25 protein-coding genes are annotated in these 24,184 nt (G+C 72.5%); 13 read left to right on the forward strand and 12 right to left on the reverse strand.

Translation table 11 applies throughout. The features are described from left to right. Position 1: 1 nt before the first annotated feature. Positions 2-607: a class I SAM-dependent methyltransferase gene (locus P2T37_RS12995; RefSeq protein WP_276234387.1), complete on the reverse strand. Its 606-nt coding sequence runs from the start codon at positions 605-607 to the stop codon at positions 2-4. 57 nt (positions 608-664) lie between these two features. Here P2T37_RS12995 and P2T37_RS13000 point away from each other — a divergent pair, with 57 nt between their 5' ends. The 7 genes from P2T37_RS13000 to pyk are packed head-to-tail and all read left to right on the forward strand — an operon-like array spanning position 665 to position 5,727. Beyond that, positions 665-1,216: a GNAT family N-acetyltransferase gene (locus P2T37_RS13000; RefSeq protein WP_276234388.1), complete on the forward strand. Its 552-nt coding sequence runs from the start codon at positions 665-667 to the stop codon at positions 1,214-1,216. A gap of 57 nt (positions 1,217-1,273) precedes the next feature. Next, positions 1,274-2,149: a DUF7260 family protein gene (locus tag P2T37_RS13005; protein WP_276234389.1), complete on the forward strand. Its 876-nt coding sequence runs from the start codon at positions 1,274-1,276 to the stop codon at positions 2,147-2,149. Between the two features lie 43 nt (positions 2,150-2,192). After that, complete coding sequence (locus P2T37_RS13010; RefSeq protein WP_276234390.1) at positions 2,193-2,405, forward strand: zinc ribbon domain-containing protein; 213 nt, start codon at positions 2,193-2,195, stop codon at positions 2,403-2,405. Beyond that, the gene (locus P2T37_RS13015) at positions 2,405-2,614 is read left to right on the forward strand and encodes a DUF8143 family protein (protein WP_276234391.1); all 210 of its coding nucleotides are present in this window, start codon (positions 2,405-2,407) and stop codon (positions 2,612-2,614) included. Before P2T37_RS13010 ends, P2T37_RS13015 begins: the two co-directional genes overlap by 1 nt. Before the next feature lie 33 nt (positions 2,615-2,647). Then, the gene (gene fen, locus P2T37_RS13020) at positions 2,648-3,631 is read left to right on the forward strand and encodes a flap endonuclease-1 (RefSeq protein WP_276234392.1); all 984 of its coding nucleotides are present in this window, start codon (positions 2,648-2,650) and stop codon (positions 3,629-3,631) included. 42 nt (positions 3,632-3,673) lie between these two features. Continuing rightward, positions 3,674-3,904, forward strand: coding sequence for a BolA/IbaG family iron-sulfur metabolism protein (locus P2T37_RS13025; RefSeq protein ID WP_276234393.1), 231 nt, complete (start codon positions 3,674-3,676; stop codon positions 3,902-3,904). 41 nt (positions 3,905-3,945) lie between these two features. Further along, positions 3,946-5,727, forward strand: coding sequence for a pyruvate kinase (gene pyk, locus P2T37_RS13030; RefSeq protein ID WP_276234394.1), 1,782 nt, complete (start codon positions 3,946-3,948; stop codon positions 5,725-5,727). A gap of 6 nt (positions 5,728-5,733) precedes the next feature. Here pyk and glpK read toward each other — a convergent pair whose 3' ends face one another. Next, positions 5,734-7,260: a glycerol kinase GlpK gene (glpK, locus tag P2T37_RS13035; RefSeq protein ID WP_276234395.1), complete on the reverse strand. Its 1,527-nt coding sequence runs from the start codon at positions 7,258-7,260 to the stop codon at positions 5,734-5,736. A gap of 76 nt (positions 7,261-7,336) precedes the next feature. Here glpK and P2T37_RS13040 point away from each other — a divergent pair, with 76 nt between their 5' ends. Further along, positions 7,337-8,536, forward strand: a complete 1,200-nt coding sequence (locus P2T37_RS13040) for an FAD-dependent oxidoreductase (RefSeq protein ID WP_276234396.1) — start codon at positions 7,337-7,339, stop codon at positions 8,534-8,536. Here P2T37_RS13040 and P2T37_RS13045 read toward each other — a convergent pair. Next, positions 8,505-8,957 (reverse strand): universal stress protein, encoded by a 453-nt coding sequence (locus P2T37_RS13045; RefSeq protein ID WP_276234397.1) that lies wholly within the window; start codon positions 8,955-8,957, stop codon positions 8,505-8,507. The genes P2T37_RS13040 and P2T37_RS13045 overlap by 32 nt on opposite strands. A gap of 349 nt (positions 8,958-9,306) precedes the next feature. On the opposite strand from P2T37_RS13045, the gene P2T37_RS13050 reads away from it, so the two are divergent. After that, positions 9,307-10,713 (forward strand): class II fumarate hydratase, encoded by a 1,407-nt coding sequence (locus P2T37_RS13050; RefSeq protein WP_276234398.1) that lies wholly within the window; start codon positions 9,307-9,309, stop codon positions 10,711-10,713. Here P2T37_RS13050 and P2T37_RS13055 read toward each other — a convergent pair. From P2T37_RS13055 to P2T37_RS13075, 5 genes are all read right to left on the reverse strand, one after another. Continuing rightward, the gene (locus P2T37_RS13055) at positions 10,710-11,480 is read right to left on the reverse strand and encodes a hypothetical protein (RefSeq protein ID WP_276234399.1); all 771 of its coding nucleotides are present in this window, start codon (positions 11,478-11,480) and stop codon (positions 10,710-10,712) included. The genes P2T37_RS13050 and P2T37_RS13055 overlap by 4 nt on opposite strands. A gap of 65 nt (positions 11,481-11,545) precedes the next feature. Further along, complete coding sequence (locus P2T37_RS13060; protein WP_276234400.1) at positions 11,546-12,673, reverse strand: AI-2E family transporter; 1,128 nt, start codon at positions 12,671-12,673, stop codon at positions 11,546-11,548. A 45-nt stretch (positions 12,674-12,718) separates the two neighbouring features. Then, complete coding sequence (locus P2T37_RS13065; protein WP_276234401.1) at positions 12,719-13,033, reverse strand: DUF7521 family protein; 315 nt, start codon at positions 13,031-13,033, stop codon at positions 12,719-12,721. Then, positions 13,015-13,452: an ArsR/SmtB family transcription factor gene (locus P2T37_RS13070; protein WP_337250411.1), complete on the reverse strand. Its 438-nt coding sequence runs from the start codon at positions 13,450-13,452 to the stop codon at positions 13,015-13,017. The genes P2T37_RS13065 and P2T37_RS13070 overlap by 19 nt, the downstream gene beginning before the upstream one ends. Then, on the reverse strand, positions 13,449-14,642 hold the full coding sequence (locus tag P2T37_RS13075; RefSeq protein ID WP_276234402.1) for a hypothetical protein: 1,194 nt from the start codon (positions 14,640-14,642) through the stop codon (positions 13,449-13,451). The genes P2T37_RS13070 and P2T37_RS13075 overlap by 4 nt, the downstream gene beginning before the upstream one ends. A 127-nt stretch (positions 14,643-14,769) precedes the next feature. Between P2T37_RS13075 and gatE the strand changes: the two genes are divergently transcribed. Continuing rightward, positions 14,770-16,626, forward strand: coding sequence for a Glu-tRNA(Gln) amidotransferase subunit GatE (gene gatE / locus P2T37_RS13080; RefSeq protein WP_276234403.1), 1,857 nt, complete (start codon positions 14,770-14,772; stop codon positions 16,624-16,626). 3 nt (positions 16,627-16,629) lie between these two features. Here the strand turns inward: gatE and P2T37_RS13085 are convergent, their stop codons facing one another. Together P2T37_RS13085 and P2T37_RS13090 are read right to left on the reverse strand one after the other, a co-directional pair. Further along, the gene (locus P2T37_RS13085; protein WP_276234404.1) at positions 16,630-17,352 is read right to left on the reverse strand and encodes an RNA methyltransferase; all 723 of its coding nucleotides are present in this window, start codon (positions 17,350-17,352) and stop codon (positions 16,630-16,632) included. Beyond that, the gene (locus P2T37_RS13090) at positions 17,349-17,939 is read right to left on the reverse strand and encodes a DUF8114 family protein (RefSeq protein ID WP_276234405.1); all 591 of its coding nucleotides are present in this window, start codon (positions 17,937-17,939) and stop codon (positions 17,349-17,351) included. Before P2T37_RS13090 ends, P2T37_RS13085 begins: the two co-directional genes overlap by 4 nt. 103 nt (positions 17,940-18,042) lie before the next feature. Between P2T37_RS13090 and folP the strand changes: the two genes are divergently transcribed. After that, on the forward strand, positions 18,043-19,167 hold the full coding sequence (folP, locus tag P2T37_RS13095; protein WP_276234406.1) for a dihydropteroate synthase: 1,125 nt from the start codon (positions 18,043-18,045) through the stop codon (positions 19,165-19,167). 163 nt (positions 19,168-19,330) lie between these two features. Further along, positions 19,331-20,008 carry a 6-hydroxymethylpterin diphosphokinase MptE-like protein gene (locus tag P2T37_RS13100; RefSeq protein WP_276234407.1) on the forward strand — a complete coding sequence of 226 codons (678 nt, stop codon included), beginning with the start codon at positions 19,331-19,333 and terminating at the stop codon, positions 20,006-20,008. On the opposite strand, the gene P2T37_RS13105 is transcribed toward P2T37_RS13100, so the two are convergent. Next, positions 20,009-21,556, reverse strand: a complete 1,548-nt coding sequence (locus tag P2T37_RS13105) for a class I adenylate-forming enzyme family protein (protein WP_276234408.1) — start codon at positions 21,554-21,556, stop codon at positions 20,009-20,011. Positions 21,557-21,670: 114 nt separating this feature from the next. Next, positions 21,671-22,639: a quinone oxidoreductase family protein gene (locus tag P2T37_RS13110; protein ID WP_276234409.1), complete on the reverse strand. Its 969-nt coding sequence runs from the start codon at positions 22,637-22,639 to the stop codon at positions 21,671-21,673. An 84-nt stretch (positions 22,640-22,723) separates the two neighbouring features. Between P2T37_RS13110 and P2T37_RS13115 the strand changes: the two genes are divergently transcribed. Continuing rightward, the gene (locus P2T37_RS13115) at positions 22,724-24,148 is read left to right on the forward strand and encodes an FAD-binding oxidoreductase (RefSeq protein WP_276234410.1); all 1,425 of its coding nucleotides are present in this window, start codon (positions 22,724-22,726) and stop codon (positions 24,146-24,148) included. The last annotated feature ends 36 nt before the right edge of the window (positions 24,149-24,184 follow it).

Here is a 24,184-nt window from a genome sequence, read left to right on the forward strand (position 1 = left end):
CTTAGTCGCCCCGCTTCGGCCCGCCGGGCTTCACGCCGACGACGGTGTACGCGAACCCCGTCTCCGGCCGGAAGCCGGCGAGGCCGGCCTCGCGCATCGTGTCCACCAACGTCGCGCTGTCGAGGAAGCGCGAGTCGAACCCGACGAGGCGTTCGGCGGCGACCAGCCCCTTGCCCCGGAGCGTCCGCGGGTCGAAGTCGCGCACGACGAGGACGCCGCCCGGCCGGAGGACGCGCGCGGCCTCCGCGACCGCGCCCTCGGGGTCGGCGAAGTGGTGGAGCGCGTCCACGACCGTGACCGCGTCCACGCTCCCGTCGCGAAGGGGGAGCCGCTCGGCGGACCCCTGCACGCACTCGTTGCCGTCCGCGCGCGCCTCGACGAGCATCCCGCGGGCCGCGTCCACGACGGTCGCGCCCCCGAGCGCGTTCGCCGCGCGCCCCGTCCCGCCGCCCACGTCGGCGACGCGCACGACGTCGCGCTCAGCGAAGGCGAGGCCCCGTCGGAGCGTCTGGGGGTCCGCGTCGGGCATCGCCAGCTCGTACAGCCGGGCGAACCGGTCGAAGCGCGTCACGTCCGGCCCGGAGAGGTGGCCGCGGTGGTCGTTCATACTCCCCCCACGCGCCGGGGGAGTAACGGGTTTCCGGCTCCGCCGACTCGGGGAGGTATGGACGACGTCGCGGTCGTGGGCTGGCACCCGGCGACGACCGGGGGGGACGGGCCGCGCGTGCGCCTCGACTGGCGACGGTTCGCCTACGCGGGGAAGTTCGTGATGACGAACACGGGGAAGGCGGTCATCCGCGGGGGCGAGTCCGACCCGGACTCCGAGTTCGACGAGTCGGTCCTCGCGGCGGTCGCGTTCAACGAGGACCGCACCGACGACCGGACGCTGTGGCTCCGGTACGTCACCGTCCGCGCGGACCGCCGCGGCGAGGGTCTCGGCCCGCGGCTCTGTGACGCCGTCGCCGAGCGCGCGCTCGCCCGCGGCTACGACCGCGTCCGCATCGCGGTGAACAACCCCTTCGCCTACGAGGCGCTGTACAAGGCCGGGTTCGGGTTCACCGGCCGGGAGACGGGCATCGCGGAACTCGTCCTCGAACGCCCCGCCGAGACGTCCCGGTCGCGGTACCGCGACGGTCTCGACCGCTTCCGCGAGCGCGACCTCGGCGACGACGAGCGCGCGTTCCTCGACGGGCGGCGAAACCTCCCGGGCGAGTGACACATCGTGCGCCCGACGCGGAACTATTTGTAGGATGACTCCGTGCCACCTAGTATCATGACTCTCGTGCTGACGGTGATGGGCGTCTCGGAGCAGTCGGGGTCGGGGGCCTTCCAGACCCCCTTGGGCGCCGTGACGACCGCGATGCTCGTGCAGGCCGCCGTCGTGGGGACGCTGTTCGCGCTCGGCTCAGTCGCGGCCTTCTCGTACATCGCGGCCGCGCGCTCCGCCTGCGACGAGGAGCGCGACCGGGTCGCCGCCGAACTCGCGGCCTTCGAGCGGTTCGGCGAGCGGGTACGCGCGCTCTCGCCGCGCTCGGCGGCGTCGGCGGAGGCGTTCGCGGACGGCTCGGTCGTGGCGCGCGGCGGCGCCCGCCCGCCCGACGACGCGCTCGAACCGGTTCGGCGGGCCTACCGCGAGACGGCGATGGCCGTCGACCACTTCGAGGAGGACTACGACGAGACGCTGGCAGAACACGCCCGCGCGGAACTCGGCCCCGACGCGGGCGGCGCGCTCGCCGAGGGGCGCGACCTCACGCCGGGCCTACAGGCCGTCCTCGCCGACCGCGCGGCCGCGGCCGCCGCCCAGCGCCGGAAACTGCTCGACAGGCTCGCGGAGGAGGACCGCGCGCTCGCGGACGCCGAACACGAACTGACCGCCCGCGTCGCGGAGTCGGGAGGACTCGCCGCGACCGACGGCGACTTCGGGGCGCTCGAAGCCCGCTGGCGCCGCCTCGAAACCCTCGAACGCCACGTCCGCGACCGCACCGTCGAGCGCTCGCGGCGGCTCCGCGAGGGCGGCGCGGAGATACCGACTTACCTCTACGAGCGGTTCCCCGTCCCCGACCCGGTGTTGGCCGACGCCGCGGCCGCCGTCGGCGTCATCCGCGACCGGCGCGACCGGGTGACCGACGCGCTGACCCGCGCGAACTGACGGGCACAAGACCTATCCTCCGGCCGACGTTTTCCCCGAGCGCATGCCCTCCGACGACGAACGCGGCTGTCCGAAGTGCGGCCACGACGGAACCGACGTGGGGAAGATATCGACCACCGGCGGCGGCCTCTCGAAGATGTTCGATATCCAGACGAACAGCTTCGAGGTCGTCTCCTGTACCAACTGCGGCTACTCGGAGCTGTACCGCGACACCACCTCCGGCGGCTCCGACATCGTCGACGTGTTCCTCGGCTGATGGCCGAGGGCGCCGTGTTCCTCCTGTTCGCCCTGTTCGCGCTCGGCGCGCCGCTCGCGCTGTACGCGCTGGTCCACGGCGAGGACCGCCCGACGGAGGAACTCACCCGCGCCGAGGCGGAGCGGCGCGCGCGGCGGGACACCGACGGGACGGACGACGGGAGCGAGGACGAAGCGTGGGGAAGCGCCGCGCGCCGCGACCGGAACTGAGGGGTTGAAACGGTCCCCGCCCGTGTCACGGGTATGGGAAACTCGGACCTCCGCTCGCTCGCCGTCCTCTCCGAGGTGTCGTTCGACGACCTCGCGGGGAGCGTGGTCGCGGTGGACGCGCACAACTGGCTTTACCGCTACCTCACGACGACGGTGAAGTTCACGCGCGACGGCGCCTACACGACGACGGGCGGCGAGGAGGTGGCGAACCTCATCGGCGTCGTGCAGGGGCTCCCGAAGTTCTTCGAACACGACATCACGCCCGTCTTCGTCTTCGACGGCGGCGTCACGGACCTGAAGGACGACGAAATCGCCGAGCGGCGCGAACAGCGCGAGCGCTACGAGGCCGAACTCGAGGAAGCGAAGGAGTCGGGTGCGGACTCGGCGCGCGTCTCGACGCTCCAGTCGCGCACCCAGCGACTCACGGACACGATACAGGAGACCACCCGGGGCCTGCTGTCGCGGCTCGACGTGCCGGTCGTCGAGGCCCCCGCGGAGGGCGAGGCGCAGGCGAGCCACATGGCCCGGCAGGGGCAGGTGGACTACGTCGGCAGCGAGGACTACGACACCCTGCTGTTGGGCGCGCCGTACACCCTCCGACAGCTGACCTCGAAGGGCGACCCCGAACTGATGGACTTCGAGGCGACGCTCGCGGAACACGACCTGACGTGGGAACAGCTCGTGGACGCGGGGGTTCTGATGGGGACGGACTTCAACCCCGGTATCGACGGCATCGGCCCGAAGACCGCAGTCAAGCTCGTCCGCGAGCACGGCGACCTGTGGGGCGCGCTCGACGCGCGCGGCGAACACATCGAGGGGGCCGACCGCATCCGCGACCTCTTCCTCCACCCGAACGTCACCGACGACGCCGACTTCGACCCGGACATCGACCCGGACATGGACGCCGCACGCGCCTACGTCACGGAGGAGTGGGAGGTCGACCCCGAGGAGGTGGAGCGCGGCTTCGAGCGCATCGAGGAGTCGCTGGTCCAGACCGGCCTCGACCGCTGGACGTAGGGGAGCGTCGGGCTTTTCGCCTCCCGTCGCCTGTGACCGGGTATGAACCCCGAGGACGTCGAGCGACTCATCGAGGAGGGCATCGAGGGTGCGGAGGCGACCGTCTCGCGCGCCCGCGGCCAACACGACGACGACCACCTCGCCGCGGAGGTCGTCGCCCCCGCCTTCGAGGGGGAGACGCTGGTCGCCCAACACCAGATGGTGTACGACGCGCTCGAGGGCCACATGACGACAGACATCCACGCGCTCGAACTGACGACGCGCGCGCCGTAGGCGCGGCCAACCGTTTTCTCCCGGGCCGCGGTAGCCGACCCATGCCCGAACCCTCGCCGGTCACGGTCATCGCCACGCTCGGCCCGGCCTCCGACGACCGCGCGACCGTGGACGCGCTCGCCGACGCGGGCGCGTCCGTCGCCCGCCTGAACGCCAGCCACGGCTCCACCGCGGACCGCGCGGCTCTCATCGACACCGTCCGCGCCGCCGACGCCGACCGCGACGACACCCTCGCCGTGATGCTCGACCTCCCGGGGCCGGAGATACGCACCGCGCCGACGGACGACGCCGTAACCCTCGCCGACGACAGCGAGGTCCGCCTCGTCGCCGGCGACACCGTCTCCACCGAGGAGGTGGGCCTCTCACAGCCGCTCGCTGGCGTCTCGCCGGGGGACCGCGTCCTGCTCGACGACGGGCGCATCGAGACGACCGTCGAGCGGGTCGAGGGGGACGCCGTCGTCGTTCGCGTCCGCTCCGGCGGCGACCTCGGGGGGCGAAAGGGCGTGAACGTCCCCGGCGTGGACCTCGGCCTCGACGCCGTGACGGCGCGCGACGAGGCGGAACTGGACCTCGCGGCCGAGCGCGACGTGGACTTCGTCGCGGCCTCGTTCGTCCGCGACGCCGCGGACGTGTACCGCGTCAGCGAGGCCATCGAGGCGCGGGGCGCGGACATCCCCGTCGTCGCCAAGATAGAGCGCGCGGACGCCGTCGCCGCGCTCGACGGCATCGTCGAGGCCGCGCAGGGCGTGATGGTCGCGCGCGGCGACCTCGGCGTCGAGTGCCCGCTCGAACGGGTGCCGCTCATCCAGAAGCGGGTGATACGCCGGTGCCGCGAGGCCGGCGTCCCGGTCATCACCGCGACGGAGATGCTCGACTCGATGGTCCATGCCGGGCGGCCGACCCGCGCGGAGGCGACCGACGTGGCGAACGCCGTCCTCGACGGCACGGACGCCGTGATGCTGTCGGGCGAGACGGCGATAGGCGACCACCCCGTCCGCGTCGTGGAGACGATGGACCGCATCGTCCGGGACGTGGCCGCGAGCGAGGAGTACGTCGAACTCCGCGAGCAGCGCGTGCCCGCCGCGGGGGACTCGGGGACGGACGCGCTCGCCCGCTCGGCGCGCTACCTCGCCCGGGACGTGGGTGCCTCTGCCGTGGTCGTCGCCTCCGAGTCCGGCTACACGGCGCGCAAGGCCGCGAAGTACCGGCCCGGTATCCCCGTCGTCGCGGCGACCCCGAGCCACGCCGTCCGGCGGCGACTCGTCCTCTCGGGCGGGGTCGTCCCCCGACACGTGGACCTCTCGGCGTCGGGCACGGAGGCGGTCATCCACGACGCCATCGGCGCGGCGCTCGACGCCGGCGTGGCGGCCTCGGGCGACACCGTCGTCGCGCTCGCGGGGATGATGTCGGATATCGACGGCGCGGACACGACGAACACGCTGAAGCTCCACGTCGCGGCCAGCGTCCTCGCCTCCGGCCGCGGGGTCGTGGACGGCTACGCCGTCGGGCCGCTGTACCGGGTGACGGACGGCGACCTGACGGACGCCCCCGAGGGGGCGGTGCTCGCGCTCCCCGACGAGTTCGACGACGAGTTCGCGGGCGACACCGGGCGGGTCGCGGCGGTCGTGGACCCGCGCTCGGGCGTCACCTCCTACGCCGCCATCGTGGCGCGGGAACTCGGCGTCCCGATGGTCGGCGGGGCGACCCTGCCGGACGCGGTCGCGGACGGCGACGAGGTGACCGTCGACGCCCACCGCGGCGTCGTTTACGAGGGTGCCGTCCGCCGGGCCCACGCCGCCGTGTCGAGCGACGCCGACCGCTGACCCCCGTTACGCCTCGTCGCGGGCCCAGTCACGGGCGCGCTCGACGGCCTCGCCCCAGCGGTCGTAGCGGGCGTCGGCGCGGTCGCCGTCCATCGCCGGCGCGAACGAGCGGTCCACGCGCCACTGCTCGCGGAGCGCCGCGAGGCCCTCCCAGTAGCCGACCGCGAGGCCGGCCGCGTAGGCCGCCCCGAGCGCCGTCGTCTCGTCGAGGGCGGGTCGCACCACCTCGCGCCCGAGGATGCCGGCTTGCAGTTCACAGAGGAAGTCGTTCCGCACGGCGCCGCCGTCCACCCGGAGCGACTCTATCTCCTCGCCCGAGTCCGCCTCCATCGCCTCGAGCACGTCCCGCGTCTGGTAAGCGACGGACTCGAGCGTCGCGCGGACGATGTGTTCGCGCCGGGTCCCCCGCGTGATGCCGAGTATCGTCCCGCGGGCGCGGCCGTCCCAGTGGGGCGCGCCCAGCCCCGTGAACGCCGGGACGACGTACACGCCGTCCGTGGAATCGACCGAGCGCGCGAGCGTCTCCGTCTCCGCGGGCGAGTCCACGAGCGACACGTCCTCCAGCCACTCCACCGCGGCGCCGGTGACGAATATCGACCCTTCGAGCGCGTACTTCGGCGGCTCCCCGGCCCGCTGGAACGCGACCGTCGTGACGAGGCCGTGGTCGCTCGCCACCGGCTCGGTCCCCGTGTTGGCGAGCAGGAACGACCCGGTGCCGTAGGTGTTCTTCGCCTCGCCCGCCTCGAAACAGGTCTGGCCGAACAGCGCGGCCTGCTGGTCGCCGAGCACGCCGGCGACGGGCACCTCGGCGCCGAGGAACCCGTCGCGGTCGGTCGTCCCGTAGGCCTCGGGGTCGCTGGAGGCGTGGACCTCGGGGAGCGCGGCCTCGGGAACCCCGAACTCCGCGAGCAAGTCGTCGTTCCACTCCAGCGCGCGGATATCGAACAGCATCGTCCGCGAGGCGTTCGTGGCGTCCGTCGCGTGCTCGCCGGTGAGTTTCCAGACGAGCCACGAGTCCACGGTACCGAGCAGCAGGTCGCCGTCGGCCGCCCGCTCGCGACGGTCGCGCGTCGCGCCCCGGTCGGTCCGGACGGGGTCGGCGTCGAGCAGCCACTCGGCCTTCGTCGCTGAGAAGTAGGCGTCCGGTTCGAGGCCCGTCCGCTCGCGTATCCACTCGGCCTTGCCCTCGCGTTCGAGCTCCTCCACGCGCTCCGTCGTCCGGCGGTCCTGCCAGACGAGCGCGTTGCCTACCGGCTCGCCCGTCTCCGCGTCCCACAGCACGGTCGTCTCGCGCTGGTTCGTGAGTCCGAGCGCCGCGAGGTCGGTCGCCGCGGCGTCGGCCGCCGCCAGCGCCTCCGCGACGACCGCCTTCGTGTTCGTCCACAGTTCGGCGGGGTCGTGTTCGACCCAGCCCGGCTTCGGGTAGTGCTGTTCGTGCGTCTCGTAGGCCTCGCCCGCGACCCGACCGGCCCGGTCGAACAACAGACACCGCGTCCCCGTCGTCCCCTGGTCGACCGCGGCGACGTACTCCATGCCCCGACGGCTCCCGCCGGGCGAATAACGGTTTCGAGCGGGAGGCTCAAGTGCCGACCGCGCCCACCCCCGAGCGATGACCGACACGGACGCCGCAGTCGTAGGCGGCGGGGCGACCGGGGTCGCCCTCGCCCGCGACCTCGCCGAGCGCGGGGTCGAGACGACGCTCGTCGAGCGCGACGACCTCGCCGCGGGCGCCAGCGGCGCGATGCACGGCCTGCTCCACTCCGGGGCACGCTACGCCGTCGCGGACCCCGAGTCCGCGCGCGCCTGTATCGCCGAGAACCGCGTCGTGCGCGACGTCGCCCCGGACTGCGTCGCGGACACGGGCGGCCTGTTCGTCTCGCTGCCCGCGGACCCCGACGACTACCTCGACCGGCTCGAAGCCGCCTGCGCCGATTGCGGCATCGAAACCGAACGGCTGACCGGCGCCGAGGCCCGCGAGCGCGAACCGGGACTCTCCCCCGACACCGAGGCCGCGCTCGCCGTCCCCGACGCGACGGTTGACCCGGTTCGGCTGGTCGCGGCGACGGCGCTGGCGGCCGAGCGCGCCGGCGCCGAGATACGCACGGGGACGGCCGTGACGGACGTACTCGTCGAGGACGGCCGCGCGGTCGGCGTCGAACTCGACGGCGGCGAGCGCATCGGGGCCGAGGTCGTCGTCAACGCCGCCGGCGCGTGGGGCGAGCAGGTCGCCGCGCTCGCCGGCGTCCCCCTCGACATGACGCCCTCGCGGGGCGCGATGACCGTCGTCGGCGACGCGCTCGTCTCGGGCGTGGTGAACCGCTGTCGGCCGAAGTCCTCGGGCGACATCGTCGTCCCCTGCGGCGACGCCTGCATCCTCGGGACGACGGACGTCGAGGTCGACGACCCCGACGACTTCGCGGTCGACGACCGGGAGGTGGCGCTGTTGTTCGAGGAGCTGACGCCCGCGGTGCCGGCGCTCGCCGACGCCGCGGTCGACCACACCTACTGGGGCGTGCGGCCGTTGTACGAACCCGACGCCGACGGCGACTCGGTGGGGTTCTCGCGGACGTTCTCGCTGCTGGACCACGCCGAGCGCGACGACCGGCCCGGGTTCGTCTCCGTCGTCGGCGGGAAGCTCACCACGCACCGCGCGATGGCCGAGGCCGCGGCCGACCTCGTCTGCGACCGGCTCGGGGTCGCGGCCGACTGTGTGACCGCCGACGAGCCGCTGCCGGACGCCGACGAGGCGACCGCGCGCTACGGGCTCTCGGACCTGCTCACGGGTACTCGCCGCGCTTCACGAAGGTAACCGGACACGGCGCGTCGAGCAGTATCTCCTGGGCCGTCGAGCCGAAGACCGCCTTCCCGGTCGGCGAGCGCCGCCGCCCGCCGACGACGAGCAGGTCGGCGTCCAGCGCCTCGGCCATCGACACGACCTCGGGCGCGCGCTCGCCGACCGCGCCGCGGTGGTCGGACTCGATTCCCGCGGCGTCGAACCGCTTCTCCAGGTCGCGAACGGTGCGGTTCCGGCCGGCGACGGCGTCGGGCGACACCTCGGTGTCGTCGTCGAACTCCAGCCGCTCGACGGTGTCCTCGTAGTCGTCCTCGGCGAACACGTGTCCGAGGACGACGGTCGCGCCCGCCGGTCCCGCGATGTCCTCCGCCACCTGTGCCAGTCGGTCGCCCGGCGACGACCCGCCGACGGCCACGAGTACGGTTTCGAGCGTCATGGCGCCGGCTTCGCAAGCCAGGGGCTAAACTCCTCCCCCGCGGCTCCGCCCGTCGGTCACGGCCGGGAGCAACAGGAGCAGGGCCACGGCCCCGAGGAGGGAGCCGAAGCCGGCGACCCCGGCCCCCGCTCCAGGCCAGCCGGTGGTCGGGGTCGCGCCGCCCCGCGAGGAGCCACGCCGCGACAGCCGCGAGGACGCCGATGCCGACCGAGGAGACGAGGTCGAGCCACGGGTCGAAGCCGGAGGGGATGCCGAACTGGAGGAGCACGCCGGACGCCGGGCCGCCGCCGACGAAAGTCCGTCGGCCGCTTCCGGTGGCTTTTATTCTCGACCACGCGACCCACGGGGTATGAGCGACGAGTTCCGAACCGAGGAGGACAGTCTCGGCGAGATGCAGGTGCCGGCGGACGCCTACTGGGGGGCACAGACCCAGCGCGCGGTCGAGAACTTCCCCGTCTCGGGAGTCTCGTTCGGCCGGCGGTTCGTCCGCGCGCTCGGCGTCGTCAAGAAGTCGGCGGCGCGCGCCAACAACGACCTCGGCCTGCTGGAGGACGAGCAGGCGGAGGCCATCGCCGCGGCGGCCGACGAGGTCATCGCCGGGGAGCACGACGACCAGTTCCCGGTCGACGTGTTCCAGACCGGCTCCGGCACCTCCTCGAACATGAACGCGAACGAGGTCATCGCCAACCGCGCCGCCGAGATACTCGGGAAGGAGATCGGCGACCGCGTCGTCCACCCGAACGACCACGTCAACTACGGGCAGTCGTCGAACGACGTCATCCCGACCGCGATGCACGTCGCCGCGCTCGAAGCCGCCGTGAAGGACGTGCTTCCGGGGCTGGAGACGCTCGCCGAGGCGCTCGCGGACAAGGAGGCCGAGTTCGACGACGCCGTCAAGACGGGCCGCACGCACCTGCAGGACGCGACGCCCGTGCGACTGGGCCAGGAGTTCGGGGGCTACCGCGTCCAGGTCGAGAAGGGCATCGAGCGCGTCGAGTCGACGCGCGACCGTCTCGGCGAACTCGCGCTCGGCGGGACCGCGGTCGGCACGGGTCTCAACACCCACCCCGAGTTTCCCGAGCGCGCGGCCGAGTATATCTCCGAGGAGACGGGCCTCGCGTTCCGCGAGGCCGACAACCACTTCGAGGCGCAGGCGGCCCACGACGCGATGAGCGAGGCCCACGGCGCGCTCCGCGTCGTCGCCGGGTCGCTCAACAAGATCGCCAACGACCTGCGGCTGCTCGCCTCCGGCCCGCGCAACGGCCTCGGCGAGATAGAGCAGCCGGAGAACCAGCCCGGCTCTTCCATCATGCCGGGGAAGATCAACCCGGTCGTCGCGGAGGCGGTCAACCAGGTCCACAAGCAGGTCGTCGGCAACGACGCCGCGGTCTCCGCGGGCGCGGCGGAGGGACAGATAGACCTGAACCTCTACAAGCCGGTCATCGCGCACAACTACCTCCAGTCGGCGGAGATGCTCGCCAACGTCGCCGAGGTGTTCGGCGAGCGGTTCGTCGCGAAGCTGGAGGCCGACCGCGCGCATATGGAGTCGCAGGTCGAGCAGTCCATGGCGCTCGCCACGGCGCTGAACCCGACCATCGGCTACGACAAGGCCTCGAAGGTGGCGAAGAAGGCGCTCGCGGAGGGGAAGACCGTCCGCGAGGTCGTCGTCGCCGAGGGCTACCTCACGGAGGAGGAGGCCGACGAGGTGCTCGACCCCGAGGCGATGACCCACCGCGGCATCCTCGGCGACGACTAGGCGGTCGCGTTCGTCCCGTTCGGCGCCCACCCCGGCGGCTCGAACGTCGCCCCCTCGATACGGACCGTCGCGAACTGCACGCGGTCGTTCTCGACGTACAGCGCGTCCAGCCGCAGCACCGTCCCGTCGGGCGCGACGACGGCAGTCACGGAGTAGTCCGAGGCGTTCGCCGGCCCGCCGCCCTCCCCCTGTACGAGCGCCGTCCCGTTCTCGAACACGGTGACCTCGGCCGTCTCCACGGCCAGATAGCGGGCGACGAGCGACCCCGCGAGCCGGCTCGGAACCCCCTCCGCGTCCGGCCCGGCCGCACTCGTCTCCGTCCCGTTGCGCGTGAGCGTCGTGGCGCGCGACCCGTTCACGTACGTGGCGTTGCGGAACGTCTCTATCGAGAGGCCGCCGCCGCGCTCCGTGACGAGCGAGCGGTTGACGACGTAGCGGTCCGGCGCGCCGGCCCGTACCTGCACGCGCGGCCCGACGTACACCGCCCCGAGCGACGGCTCCGGGCGGGCCTCGCGGCGGTCGTACTGGAGGGCGAACTCGGTGCCGGAGAGCGACGCCCGCGTGGCCGCCGCGAGCGCCGTGGCGTTCACCCCGTCATCCGCGAGCCCCGGCGGGTACACGACGGGGTCGGGCGTCGGGGCCGGCGTGGTCGTGGGGACGGGGGCGGCCGTCGCCGTCTCGCTCGGCGTCTGCTCCCCGCCGCCCGGCACCGCGGCGCCACAGCCGGCGAGGACGACGAGCACGGCGACGAGCAGCCGTCGGTACATACCCGTCCATGGGTCGGGGCCCCGATAGTCCCGGAAGTAGGGGCCGGCGTTGCCGGCACCGGCGCTCAGTCCGGCTCGGAGCCCAGCGCGGCGGCCGCCGCGGCGGGGGTCAGTTCCTCCCCGGCGAGCAGTTCGGGGAGCACGATGCGGGCCGTGTGGACGACGAGGACGAGCAGCAGCGGCCCGAGGAACAGGCCGTACCAGCCGAATACGGTCGTCCCGAGGACGTACGAGAGCATCGTCGCCCCGGTGTGGAGGCTCCGGCCCGAGAGGTACGGTCGGAGGACGGCCTGCGGGAGCAGGTCGAGGAAGACGAGCGCGACGGCGAACAGGGCGAGGGGGTAGACGACGAGGTCCGGCCGCGTCCGCGCCGCGACGAGCGCCAGCCCGCCCGTGAGGGGGACGTACACGAGCTTGCCGACCACGACGGGGACGAAGCTCGCCAGCCCGGTGGCGAGCGCGAGCGCGGTCGGAATCGGGACGGCGACGGCCGGCGGGGCGAGGAGGTTGTAGGCGTTGTACACGACGGCCGCGCCGACCGCCACGAGGGCGACGGTGAAGACGTTCCCGAGGTAGACGGTTTCGAGGTCGCGGTCGGCCGCCGTCAGGAACGCGTCGAGCACCGACTCGTCCTCGAAGAGGTGGTCGCGACCCCACGCCCGCAGGCGGTCGCCGTCCTGCAGGAGGAAGTACGCGATGGCGCCGGCGACGAAGGTGACGAACAGCACGCGGCCGGCGGCGGCGAGAACGGCCATCGCCGCGTCTGCGGCCCGGCCCGCGGCGCCGGCGTTGGTCCGGAGGACGGCGACGGGGTCGTTCAGCGCGGCCGCGAGGGTCTCCCGGCGGGTCGCGGAGAGCGCCTCGTCGCCGAGGTACGGCGCGAGCAGGTCGCTTACGGCCGGCGAGGCGCCGCCGAGGAACCCGGACAGCTCGCTCGTCGCCACGACGACGATGTAGCCGACGACCACCACGAGCGGGACGATGACGCCGACGAAGGTCGCGGTCGCCGCGGCGCTCTCGGCGACGTGCTCGTCGAGCCGGCGGTGGAGCGGCCGCACGACGTAGTAGACGAACAGGCCGAGGACGGCGACCCCGACCACGCGTTCGAGGACGGCGGCGAGCACGACGGCGAGCCCGGCGACGACCAGCCACCAGCCGAGCCGCGCGTTCGAGGCGTCGGGGAGCGATACCATAGGCCGGGTTCAGCCCCGAGCGCCGAAAGCCTGGGGGGAGGGGTATCAGTCGGCGTACATCGAGTAGGCGATGAGCGCGAGGCCGGCGAACTGCGCGACCCGCACCGCGAGGCGCAGCCCGTCCTGGTACGCGAGCGGGACGAACCGGAACTGGAGGACGACGCTCGTGAGGAAGGCGAGCGCGTACGCCACCCCGAACAGCAGCACCATCCCGACCGAGAGGTAGAGCATCCGGCGGTCGCGGTTGCGGCGCAGCCCCCGGTACGCCTGGTACGCGATGAACAGCCCGAGCAGGACCGACCCGGCCGCGAACGCGAGCACCAGCGCCCCGAGCGCCGTCGTCACGGGAACCGCCTCCACAGGTCGGTGAGGGTGTCGGCGGCGTCGCGCTCCCCGTCCGTCTCCACCTCGACCGCGAACTCCCCCTCGCGGAGTTCGACCGAGACGCGCTCGAGCGTCGCCGTGTACACCGTCTCGTGGTGGCCGTCCGAGCGGGGCCGGGTCGCCTCCGCGACGAGCCCCGCCTCGCGCAGCCGTTCCAGCCGCCGGTACACCGTCTGCTTCGAGGCGTCGAGGGTCGCCGCGAGCTCCGTCGCCGACCGTGCCCTGCCGTCGGTCGCGGCCAGCACCGCGCGGGCGTACTCGTCGTCGAGGAGGGCGACGACCGTCTCGAAGCCGGGGTCCGTCACCGGCGGCCCTCCGCGGACGGCGGCCGGGCCGGCGTGCGGGCGCGGCGCGGGAGTGGGGTGGGTGACATCGGCGATGCGTGTGTGAATCACGGGAGGGTGTAGGTGAACAGCCGGGCGGAGCGGTCCGCCGTCGGGCGGTAGGTGAGCCACACCCGTTCGGTCGCGTCGTCCACCGGCACCGTCAAGCTGTCGCCGGGCTCGACCGTCCCGCCCGGGAACGAGGCGTCGGCGACGCTCGACTCCCCGCCGGCCGAGCGCTCGACTTCCAGTTTGTCGGCATCGACCGACTCGCCGGCCTCGTGACGGACGGTCACGGTCGCGTCCCCGTGGCTCGCGCCCCACGTGACCTGCGGGAACGTCACGGGGTCGCGACCGGTCGTCGCGCTCGCCGGGAACCACTCCTCGACGACGGCGAAACGGTCCTCGGCGGTCACCTCGGCGCGGGCCGACTCGACGGCCCGACGGTCGCCGCGCAGGGCGCGCTCGATGCGACCGACCGGCACCGCGACGCCCTCGGGGTAGAGGGTGTGACTCACGACGTAGGTGCCGCGGTCGTCCGCGACGCTGGCCACGGCCCCGCCCAGTGCCTCGTCCGTGGGGTCGTAGCCCACGGGGCCGACCCAGTTCGCGGCCCGCTCGCCGGTCGCGGCGGTGAGCGCCGCGTAGTCGTCGTTCGCCTCGTGCTCGCGCTCGATGCGGCCCGCGCCCGCATCGGCTATCGCGCGAACGACGGCGCCGGTGTCGCCCTCGCCGACCGAACTCGCCCACACGACCGTCCCGTCGCGGACGGCGACGGTCCGGGGCATATCGTCGCGCGCGTACAGCGCGTAGCCCTCGTACTCGCCGGCGGCCGTGTAGCCGGTGCCGTCGAGCGCGTCCGCGACGACGGCCGGGTCGACCTCGCCGGTCAGGACGACGCCGTCGTCCACCATCACGGCGCGGTCGTAGTGGTCGTAGCCGTAGCCGAACCAGTCGATGCGGCCCGTCATCACCTGCCGCGCGAACGCGGTGATGGCCCACCCGTTGTCGGTCCCCGGGGCGGTCCGGCGCGCGGCGATGACGTTGTCGGGGTTCACGCCGGCGGTCCCGGGGACGGCCGACGACGCGGGTATCCATCGGCGGTAGGTCGGCGGGTCGGCCGCGGGCACGTCCACGCGCCCGACGGTCACGCGGGAGCCGAGCGGCGGGAGCACCTCGACACAGCCGGCGGTCGCGGCGGTCGCGGCCGCGCCGATGCCGGCGAGCAGGCCGCGGCGGGTCGTGGAGCGGGCGGGGTCCATACCCGGTCGTGCCGGCGCCCCGGCGTATAACCCCCCGGCCGCTCTCCGGCGCGGGAACTCGGGGAAACGCTCTTGTACGGCGGGCGGACTGGATGGTTTTTTGCCGCCCGCCGTGTCAGCCCCGGTAATGACCGACTACGACTACGACGAGGTGGGGCTGGTCGCCGGGCTGGAGATACACCAACAGCTCGACACGGCGACGAAGCTCTTCTGTAACTGCCCGACCGTCCGCCGCGAGCCGGCCGAGTCCGAGCGGTCGTTCGTCCGCTACCTCCATCCGACGCGCTCGGAGCTCGGGGAGATAGACGAGGCCGCGCTGGAGGAGTCGCGCGTCGACCGGGAGTTCACCTACCTCGCGTACGACTCGACGTGTCTCGTCGAGGAGGACGACGAGCCGCCCCGGCGGCTGGACGACGAGGCGCTGGAGACGACCCTGGAGATAGCGACGCTGCTCGACGCGACGGTCGCGGACCAGGCGCACGTGATGCGGAAGATCGTCGTCGACGGCTCGAACACCTCGGGCTTTCAGCGCTCCACGCTCGTCGCCAACGACGGCGAGATAACGACCTCCGAGGGGCCGGTCGGCATCGAGGACCTCCTGCTCGAAGAGGAGTCCGCCGCCCGCGTCGAGGAGACGGACGACGGCGTCACCTTCGGCCTCGACCGGCTCGGCATCCCGCTCGTCGAGATAGGGACGAAGCCGGACATCCGCTCGCCCGAGCAGGCGCGGGAGGCCGCCGAGCGCATCGGGATGCTGCTGCGCTCGACGGGGAAGGTCAAGCGCGGCCTCGGCACCATCCGGCAGGACGTGAACGTCTCCATCGCCGAGGGCGCCCGCGTCGAACTGAAGGGCGTCCAGTCGCTCGACGACCTGGAGGACCTCGTGCGCGGCGAGGTCGGCCGGCAGGTCGAACTGCTCGCCATCGGCGAGGAGCTCCGCGAGCGCGACGCCTCGGTGGGCGACCCGACGGACGTGACGGACACCTTCACGGACACCGATTCCGGCGTCATCGCCGGCGCGGAGCGCGTGACGGCCGTTCGGCTGGGCGGCTTCGACGGCCTCGTCGGCCGGGAGATACAGCCCGACCGCCGCCTCGGCACCGAACTGTCCGACCACGCCAAGCGGAGCGGCGCGGGCGGCATCTTCCACACGGACGAGCTGCCGGCCTACGGCGTCACGGAGTCCGAGGTTGAGGCGCTCCGCAAGGCCGTCGGCGCGGACGCGGAGGACGCCGTCGCGCTCGTCGCCGCCGAGAGCGACGTGGCCGAGGCCGCCATCGCCGCCGCCGCGGAGCGCGCCGAAACGGCCATCGAGGGCGTGCCCGAGGAGACGCGCGACGCGCTCCCGGACGGCACCTCCCGCTACCTCCGGCCCCTGCCGGGCGCGGCGCGGATGTACCCCGAGACGGACGTGCCGCCCGTCGAACCGGACCCGAGCGCCGTCGAGGCCCCGGAACTGCTCACCGAGCGCGTCGAGCGGTACGCGGCCGACCACGGCCTCGACGCGGGCCTCGCCGAGCAGGTCGCCTACGGCCAGTACATGCCCGTGTACGAGGACGCCGTGGACGCGGGCGTCGACCCGACGTTCGCCGCGACGACGCTCGAATCCACGCTCACGGAACTGCGTCGCGACGACGTGGCCGTCGAGAACCTCACGGACGACCGCCTGCTCGCCGTGATGGCGCTCGTGGAGGACGGCGACCTCGCGAAGGAGGGCGTCGGCGACGTGCTCGCGACGCTCGCCGAGGACCCCTCGCTGTCGGCCGAGGAGGCCGTCGAGGCGGCCGGGCTCTCGGGCGTGAGCGAGGCAGAGGTCCGCGAGGCCGTCGTCGAGGTCGTCGAGCGTAACGAGGAACAGGTCGCGGAGGAGGGAATGGGCGCCTTCTCCGGGCTGATGGGCGAGGCGATGGGCGCGCTCCGCGGGAAGGCGGACGGCGAGGTCGTCTCCGCCGTGCTGCGCGAGGAGATCGGGAAGCGCTCGTAGGCGCTAGTCGTCGTCGGGCGGGTCGGCGAACATCGCCGCGCGGCGGAACACCCCGCGGAGGGTACGTGCCTCGCGAGGGGTCGGGTGGGCGCGACCCACGAGTCTGCGGAACAGGCGCGCCGTCTTGGCGCGCTTTCCCTCGGGGTGATTGATACGCTCCAGCAGCGCCGCGAACTGTTCGTGGAGGCCCTCTATCTCGGGTTCGTCCGCGCGCTCCACCGCGTCGGGGTGTTGGGTCTCCGCGACGGAGAGGTCGCGGAGCTCGTAGAGGACGACGGTCGCGGCCTGTCCGAGGTTGAGGACGGGGTACTCCGCGCTCGCCGGGATGGACACCACCTCGTCGAGGCGCGCGAGTTCCTCGTTCGTGAGGCCGACGCGCTCGCGGCCGAACACGACGCAGGTGTCCGTCTCCACGTCGCGCAGCGAGTCGGCGAGGTCCGCGGGCGTCCGATACGGGTAGCGGACGTGCTTGCGGGCGTCCTCGTTCGTGACGGCCGTGGTCCCGACGGTGTGGAACCGCTCGACGAGGTCGTCGAACGTCGTCTCCGTCGCGTTCGGGAGCACGTCCTCGCGGGCGTGGCCGGCGAAGCCGTACGCCTCGCCCTCGGGGTCGAGGGCCGGCGGGTCCACGAGGTAGAGGTCGGAGAGGCCGAAGTTCTTCATCGCGCGGGCGATGGTGCCGACGTTGCCCGGCGTCTCCGCGCCGACGACCGCGACCGATATCATACGTCGAGGTCGCCCAGCCGCGAGTCGTCCGGCACGTCGTCGTCCCCGTCGTCGGGGTCGTCGATGTCGAGGTCGTCGAGGTCCACGTCCAGCGCGTCGAGGTCCTCGTCGTCGAGCTTGGCGAGCTCCTCCTCCAGCGTGGGCATGTCCACGTCCGGCTGGGGCCGGGGCACGTCGTCGGGGTCGGTGTTGACGTACTCCATCCCGCCGTAGTCCTCCGGCGCGCGATTCCCGTCGTCGAACCACGCGTAGAAGTCGTCCTCGAACTCGCTGGGGCGGTTCGTCAGGTCGGCCCCGCCCCGCTCGCGGAACCAGTAGAGGAAGTCCGGTTCGTGGTCGGCACACAGCACGACCTCGTGGAGGGGTTCGCCGTAGACGATGCGCGCGACGTTACACTGCTCGATGTTGGCGTCGCCGTGGATCAGCCAGCAGGCGTCGCAGGGCTGGCCCGCGACCACGGAGAGGCGGACGATGCGCTCGCGCGTGTCCGTGTCCATCTCGTCGAGCGGGCGCAGTTCCCCCTCGTCGGTGAACACGTCGTCCTCGTCGAAGCGCCACCCCCGCAGCGCGATGGAGACCTTTCCCATACCACGACACGGGGGTCGCGGGGTAAAAGCGGCGCGAAGCCGCGCACTCCCACGGGCCGCCGGCTTCCCCGGACTTATCGGCCGTGCGCCCCTCGTCGCGGGTATGCGAAACGTGGACGCCGCGGGGTTGGGAATCGGGGACGACTACCCGACGCGAATCATGGGCGTGCTCAACGTCTCGAAGGAGTCGCCGTACGACCCCAGCGTCTTCGAGGACCCCGGGGAGGCGGCCGAGTACGTGGACCGCGAACTCATCGACGAGGGGGCCGACATCGTCGACGTCGGGCTGGAGTCGGCGAACAAGGACTTCGAGGTGCTGTCGGCCGAGGGGGAACTCGAACGGCTCGAAACCGCGGTCGAGACCATCGAGTCCGTCTCCGGCGACGCCGTCTTCTCCATCGAGACGCGCTACCACGAGGTGGCGGAGGCAGCGCTCGACGCCGGCTTCGACATGGTGAACGACATCTGCGGCTTCGCCGACCCGGAGATGCCCCGGGTCTGCGAAGAGTACGACGTGGCGGTCGGCAAGATGGCCTCGCCGCCGGACCTCGAACGCCCCGGCGCGGTCGAGGACGTGGACGACATCTACGACGCCCTCGCGCTGAACGGGCTGACGGACAAGACCATCGTGGACCCCGCCTTCGGCGGCTGGTCGGAGGCGAAGACGCTGCAGGACGACCGCGAGACGTTCGAGCGCCTCCGGGAGTTCCGCGGCTACGGCCTGCCGATGCTCGTCTCCATCAACCGGAAGAACTTCCTCCGCGACCTCGCCGGCCGCGACACCGACGAGGCCCTCCCGGTGTCGCTCGCCGCGACGGCGATGGCGATAGAGCGGGGCGCACACGTCGTCCGCACCCACGACGTGGCCGAGACGCTCGACGCCGCGAAGGTGGGCGACCGCTTCACGCCCGACCGGGTGCGCGATACGGGCGCGGGGGTGGAGGAACTCGACGTGCGGACGCCCGGGGACGCCGGCCGCCACCTCGACCGCACCGGGGCGGAGGCCGACCCCGAGGCCGCGACGACGCGGGTGTTCGAACTGTCGGCGCTGTCCGAGGCCGAACACGCCGCGCTGGGCGACCTCGCCGCGGCCCACCCGGGCGTCGAAGTCGCGGCCGGGCCGGACGGGACGCTCCTGTTCGGCACCGTCGCCGCCCTCCGTGCGGCCGCGCGCGCCGCCGACGGCCCGGTCGGACGCCGGCTCGACGCGGTCGCGGAGGGGCTGTGATGTCGCACACGCGTCTGACAAACCCTCACACGGAAGCCCCACAGCGCTCGCTCGCAAGAGAAAGCTTATACCGTATCCGGGGGAATCGCCGGGTGGTTGCCCACCGGTCACGACGGGTAGGGGTACTCCGTGGCCGACGGGCCCGCGGTACATTCTTCGGCTGATGCGCTGGGAGACGTGGGAACCCGTGTACCGGCTGGTTCTCGACGATTTCGGCTTCCCCGCGGCCGACGACGAGCGCGCCCGTGACGTGTTGGCCGACCTCGCGGCGCCGTTCGACCACCGACGCCTCGCCGGGATCGAGGGGGCGGACGTGGCCGTCTGTGGCGGCGCGGCGACGCTCGCCGACGGCCTCGACCGCGTCCGCGCCGCCGACTACGTGGTCGCCGCGAGCGTCGCGGCCGACACCCTCCGCGAACACCGTCTCGACGTGGACCTGATGGTGACGGACCTCGACAAGAACCCCGACACCGCGCGCCATCTCACCCGCGAGGGGGTCGTCGTCGCCGCCCACGCCCACGGGGACAACATCGACCTCGTGCGGCAGCGGGTGCCGGGGTTCGACGGCGAGTACGTTCTGCCGACGGTACAGTGCGAGCCGGCGGGCCCCACGGAGAACTTCGGGGGGTTCACCGACGGGGACCGGGCCGCCTTCCTCGCCGACCACTTCGGGGCCGCGTCGTTGACCTTCCCCGGCTGGGACTTCGACGACCCGGGCGTGTCGCCGGCGAAGCGGCGGAAGCTCGACTGGGCGGCGCGGCTGCTCCGGTGGCTGGAAACGCGACGGGAAGAACGGTTCGACGTGCTGGACGGCAGGCGGGACGGCCTCGACCCGCTCTGATTACTCGCCGCGGAGCTCGAACTTCTGGACCTTGCCGGTCGTCGTGCGCGGCAGCTCCTCGACGAACTCCACCTCGCGGGGGTGTTTGTACTCCGCGAGGTTGGTCAGGCAGTACTGCTTGATGTCCTCGGGGGTGGCCTCGGCGTCGGGCGTCGGCACGACGAACGCCTTCACCGTCTCGCCGCGTCGATCGTCCGGGATGCCGACGACGGCCGCGTCCGCGATGTCCGGGTGCTCGAAGAGCAACTCCTCGACCTCGCGGGGGTAGACGTTGTAGCCGCCCGTCACGATCATGTGCTTCTCGCGGTCCACGACGTAGAAGAAGCCGTCCTCGTCGTGGTAGCCGAGGTCGCCGGTGTGGAACCACCGCTTGCCGTCCGCCTCGGTGAACGCTTCCTCGTTCGCCTCCGGCAGGCCGTAGTAGCCCTGCATCACGTTCGGGCCGTTGATGACGAGTTCGCCGACCACGTCGTCCAGCTCCGTCTCGTCGTCGACCGGCCCCTTCGGGACGGGGTCGAGCTTGCGGAACTCGTGGTCGACGATCATCGCCTCCATGCCGGGGAGCGTCTTCCCGATGGAACCGGGGCGGCGGTCGCCCGGCCGGTTCGCGTGGGTCACCGGCGAGGTCTCCGTCAGCCCGTACCCCTCGAACAGCTCCACGTCGAACATCTCCTCGAACCGCTGCATCACCTCGATGGGGAGCGAGGAGCCGCCGGAGTTGGCGAACTCGACCGAGGAGAGGTGGTACTCCTCGGCGCCGGGCGTGTTCACCACGTCGTTGAACATCGCCGGCACGCCGTGGACGTGCGTGATGCCCTCGCTCTCGATGAGGCCGAGCGCCTCCTCGGCGTCCCACGCCGGGAGCGGCCAGTACGAGCCGCCCTCGAACAGCGTCGATATCATCGTGATGGTCATCCCGTAGATGTGGAACAGCGGGAGCACGCCGAGGAACTTGTCGTCGGGGTCGATGCCGTCGTGTATCTCCGCGGAGGCGCGCGCGTCGAACGCGAGGTTGTGGTGCGTCAGGAGGACGCCCTTCGGCTGGCCGGTCGTCCCCGAGGTGTACGGCTGGACGGCCACGTCGTCGTCCTCGCGGTCGACGGTCGCGAGCGTGTCGTCGGCGAGGAACGCGCCGAACTCGGTCGCGCCGTCGGCGTCGCCGCCAACGGAGACGACGGTGTGGACGTCGGTGTCGTCCTGGACCTCCTTCACCTGCGGCACCAGGTCGGCGAGGCCGACGACGGCCTTCGCTCCCGAGTCGGAGAGCAGGTGGCTGATCTCCCGGGACTTGTACTGCGGGTTCATCGGGACGACGATAGCGCCGGCCCGGAGCGTACCGACGAACGCCGTCACGTACTGCGGGAGGTTCGGCAGGTACAGCCCCACACGGTCGCCGGGCTCGACGCCCGCGTCGGCGAGCGCCTGCGCGAACTGGCCGGCGCGCGCCCAGAACTGCTCGTAGGTGAACTCCTGCCCCTGGAAGCCGATGGCGGTCGCGTCCGGGTGCGCCGCCGCGGTCTCCTCGATATCAGCAACGAGGTTACTCATACCGACGAGTCCCGGCGCGGCCTACGAAAAGTTTGCCATCGGGGTGAACGATGGTAACGAAAGCGCCGCGACGGACGACAACCGTTAGCGCGCTCGCCCCGCTCGGTTACCGCTCTACGGGACGAGGACGACCTTCCCGCTCGACTTGCGCGCCTCGATGAACTCGTGGGCCTCCGCGGCCTCCTCCAGGTCGAAGGTGTGGCCGACCTGCACCTCCAGCGTGCCGTCGGCGAGCATCTCCGTCAGCGGCGGGACGGCGCTCATCACCTTCATCGGCTTGCGGTTCGTCGCGCGGCCGAGGTGGTAGCCGATGACGGACTTGTTGCCGAACAGCAGTTCGTTCGTCGGCGGGCGACCCGGCCGGCCCGAGGCCGCGCCGTAGCTGACCATCCGGCCGAACTCCGTGAGCGCGTGGAGCGACCGCTCCGAGGTCTCGCCGCCGACGCCGTCGAGCACGAGGTCGACCCCGTAGTCCGTCTCCTCTGCGACCCGCTCGACGAAGTCCTCCTCCTCGTAGTTGATGCCGACGTCGCAGCCGAGCGCCGCGGCCTTGTCGAGTTTCTCCTGCGTCGAGGCCGTGCCGATGACGCGCGCGCCGGCCTCGCTCGCTATCTGGACCGCCGCCGTGCCGACGCCGCCCGCCGCGGCGTGAATCAGCACCGTCTCGCCCTCCTCCAGGTCGCCCCACTCGTGGAGGCAGTTGTGCGCCGTGAGGAACTGGACGGGGAAGCCGGCGGCCTCCTCCATGCTCATCCCCGCGGGCACGTCGAGCAGGCCGCGCGCGTCGCCGATGGCGTACTCCGCGTAGCCGCCGATGCCGACCATCGACACCACCTCGTCGCCGACGGAGCGCCCGACGCCCTCGCCGACGGCGTCGATGACCCCGGCGACCTCCAGCCCCGCGACGTACGGCGGCTCCGGGCCGCCGTCGTAGTGGCCGCGCCGCTGCATGATGTCGGCGAAGTTGATGCCCGCGGCCTTCACCTCGATGCGGACCTCGCCCTCGCCGGGTTCGGGGACCTCGGTGTCCACGACTTCCAGATTCGATGCGTCGCCGAACTCGGTGACCTGCACGGCTCTCATCGTCCGTGTCTCGCCCGCGGCACACTTGGCCGTGTTCATCCGCCGCGTGGGTAGATTTATGCGCGGGCGGCCGTCCCTGCGGGTATGTCGTACGACACCGCCTTCCTCGCGGACGTGCTCCCCCCGGAGCAGGTGACGACGGGCGACTCGGCCCGCGACTCGCACGCCGCCGACTGGGGCGCACAGCAGGCCGGCGAGGGCGTCACCCCCGACGCGGTCGTCTACCCCGAATCGACCGAGGACGTGGCCGACGTCCTCGCCGCCGCGAACGAGCGGGGCGTTCCCGTCACCCCCTACGCCGCCGGCACGTCGATGGAGGGCAACGCCGTCCCCGCCTTCGCCGGCATCAGCCTCGACCTGATGCGGATGAACGAGGTCCACGAGGTCCGCCCCGACGACTTCCAGGTGGACGTGGGGCCGGGCGTGATGGGGTCGGCCGTGGACGAGGCCGTCGAGGGGCACGGGATGTTCTTCCCGCCGCTCCCCTCCTCGGGGAATATCTCGACCATCGGGGGGATGATAGCCAACGACGCCTCGGGGATGCAGACCGTCAAGTACGGCGAGGTGGCCGACTGGGTGCTCGAAGTCGAGGCCGTCACCGCCGCGGGGGAGGTGTTCACCGCCGGGTCGAAGGCGAAGAAGACGAGCGCCGGCTACAACCTCAAGGACCTGCTCGTCGGCTCCGAGGGGACGCTCGCGGTCGTCACACGCGCCACCCTCGAACTCGCGGGGCTCCCCGAGCAGATACGCGGCGGCCGCGCGGTCTTCCCCTCGCTCGACGACGCCGCGGAGGCGGTCTTCGACGCCGTGCGCTCGGGCGTGGACGTCGCCAAGATAGAACTCATCGACGAGACGGCCGGCGCGATGGCGGCCGCGTATCAGGGCTCTGACCTCCCCGAGGCCGCGATGATATTCGTCGAGTTCCACGCGAACCACGGCATCGAGGAGGAGATAGCCTTCTGCCGCTCCGTCTTCGAGGCCCACGACGTCGAGTCGTTCGAGATAGCGGGCGACGAGGAGATGGACGCCCTGTGGAAGGCCCGGGAGGAACTCGCCTACGCGGTCCAGACGTACGACCCGGACCTGACGCCGCTCCACCCCGGCGACATCACCGTGCCCGTCTCGAAGCTCTCGGAGGTTATCCGCTACGCGAAGGAACTCGGCGCGGAACACGACCTGCTCGTCCCCTGCTTCGGGCACGCGGGCGACGGCAACGTCCACTACTCCGTGCTGGCGGACCCGGACGACGAGGAGATGGTCGCGCGCGGCGAGGAGGTGTACGCCGCCATCGTCGAGCGGGCCATCGAGATGGGCGGCACCGCGACGGGCGAGCACGGCATCGGCACCGGCAAGCGCGAGTACCTCGAACGCGAACACGGCCCGGTCGCCGTCGACCTGATGCGCCGCGTGAAGGGCGCGTTCGACCCGAAGGACACGCTCAACCCCGGGAAGGTGTTCCCCGAAACGGCCGAGGCGGGGGGCCGCGTGACGCTCCCGACCGACGACTGACGCCCACCGGCCCGCTTTTGCCCCCGTCGCCCGCAG

Source organism: Halosegnis marinus (assembly GCF_029338355.1).
Taxonomy (GTDB): Archaea; Halobacteriota; Halobacteria; order Halobacteriales; family Haloarculaceae; genus Halosegnis; species Halosegnis marinus.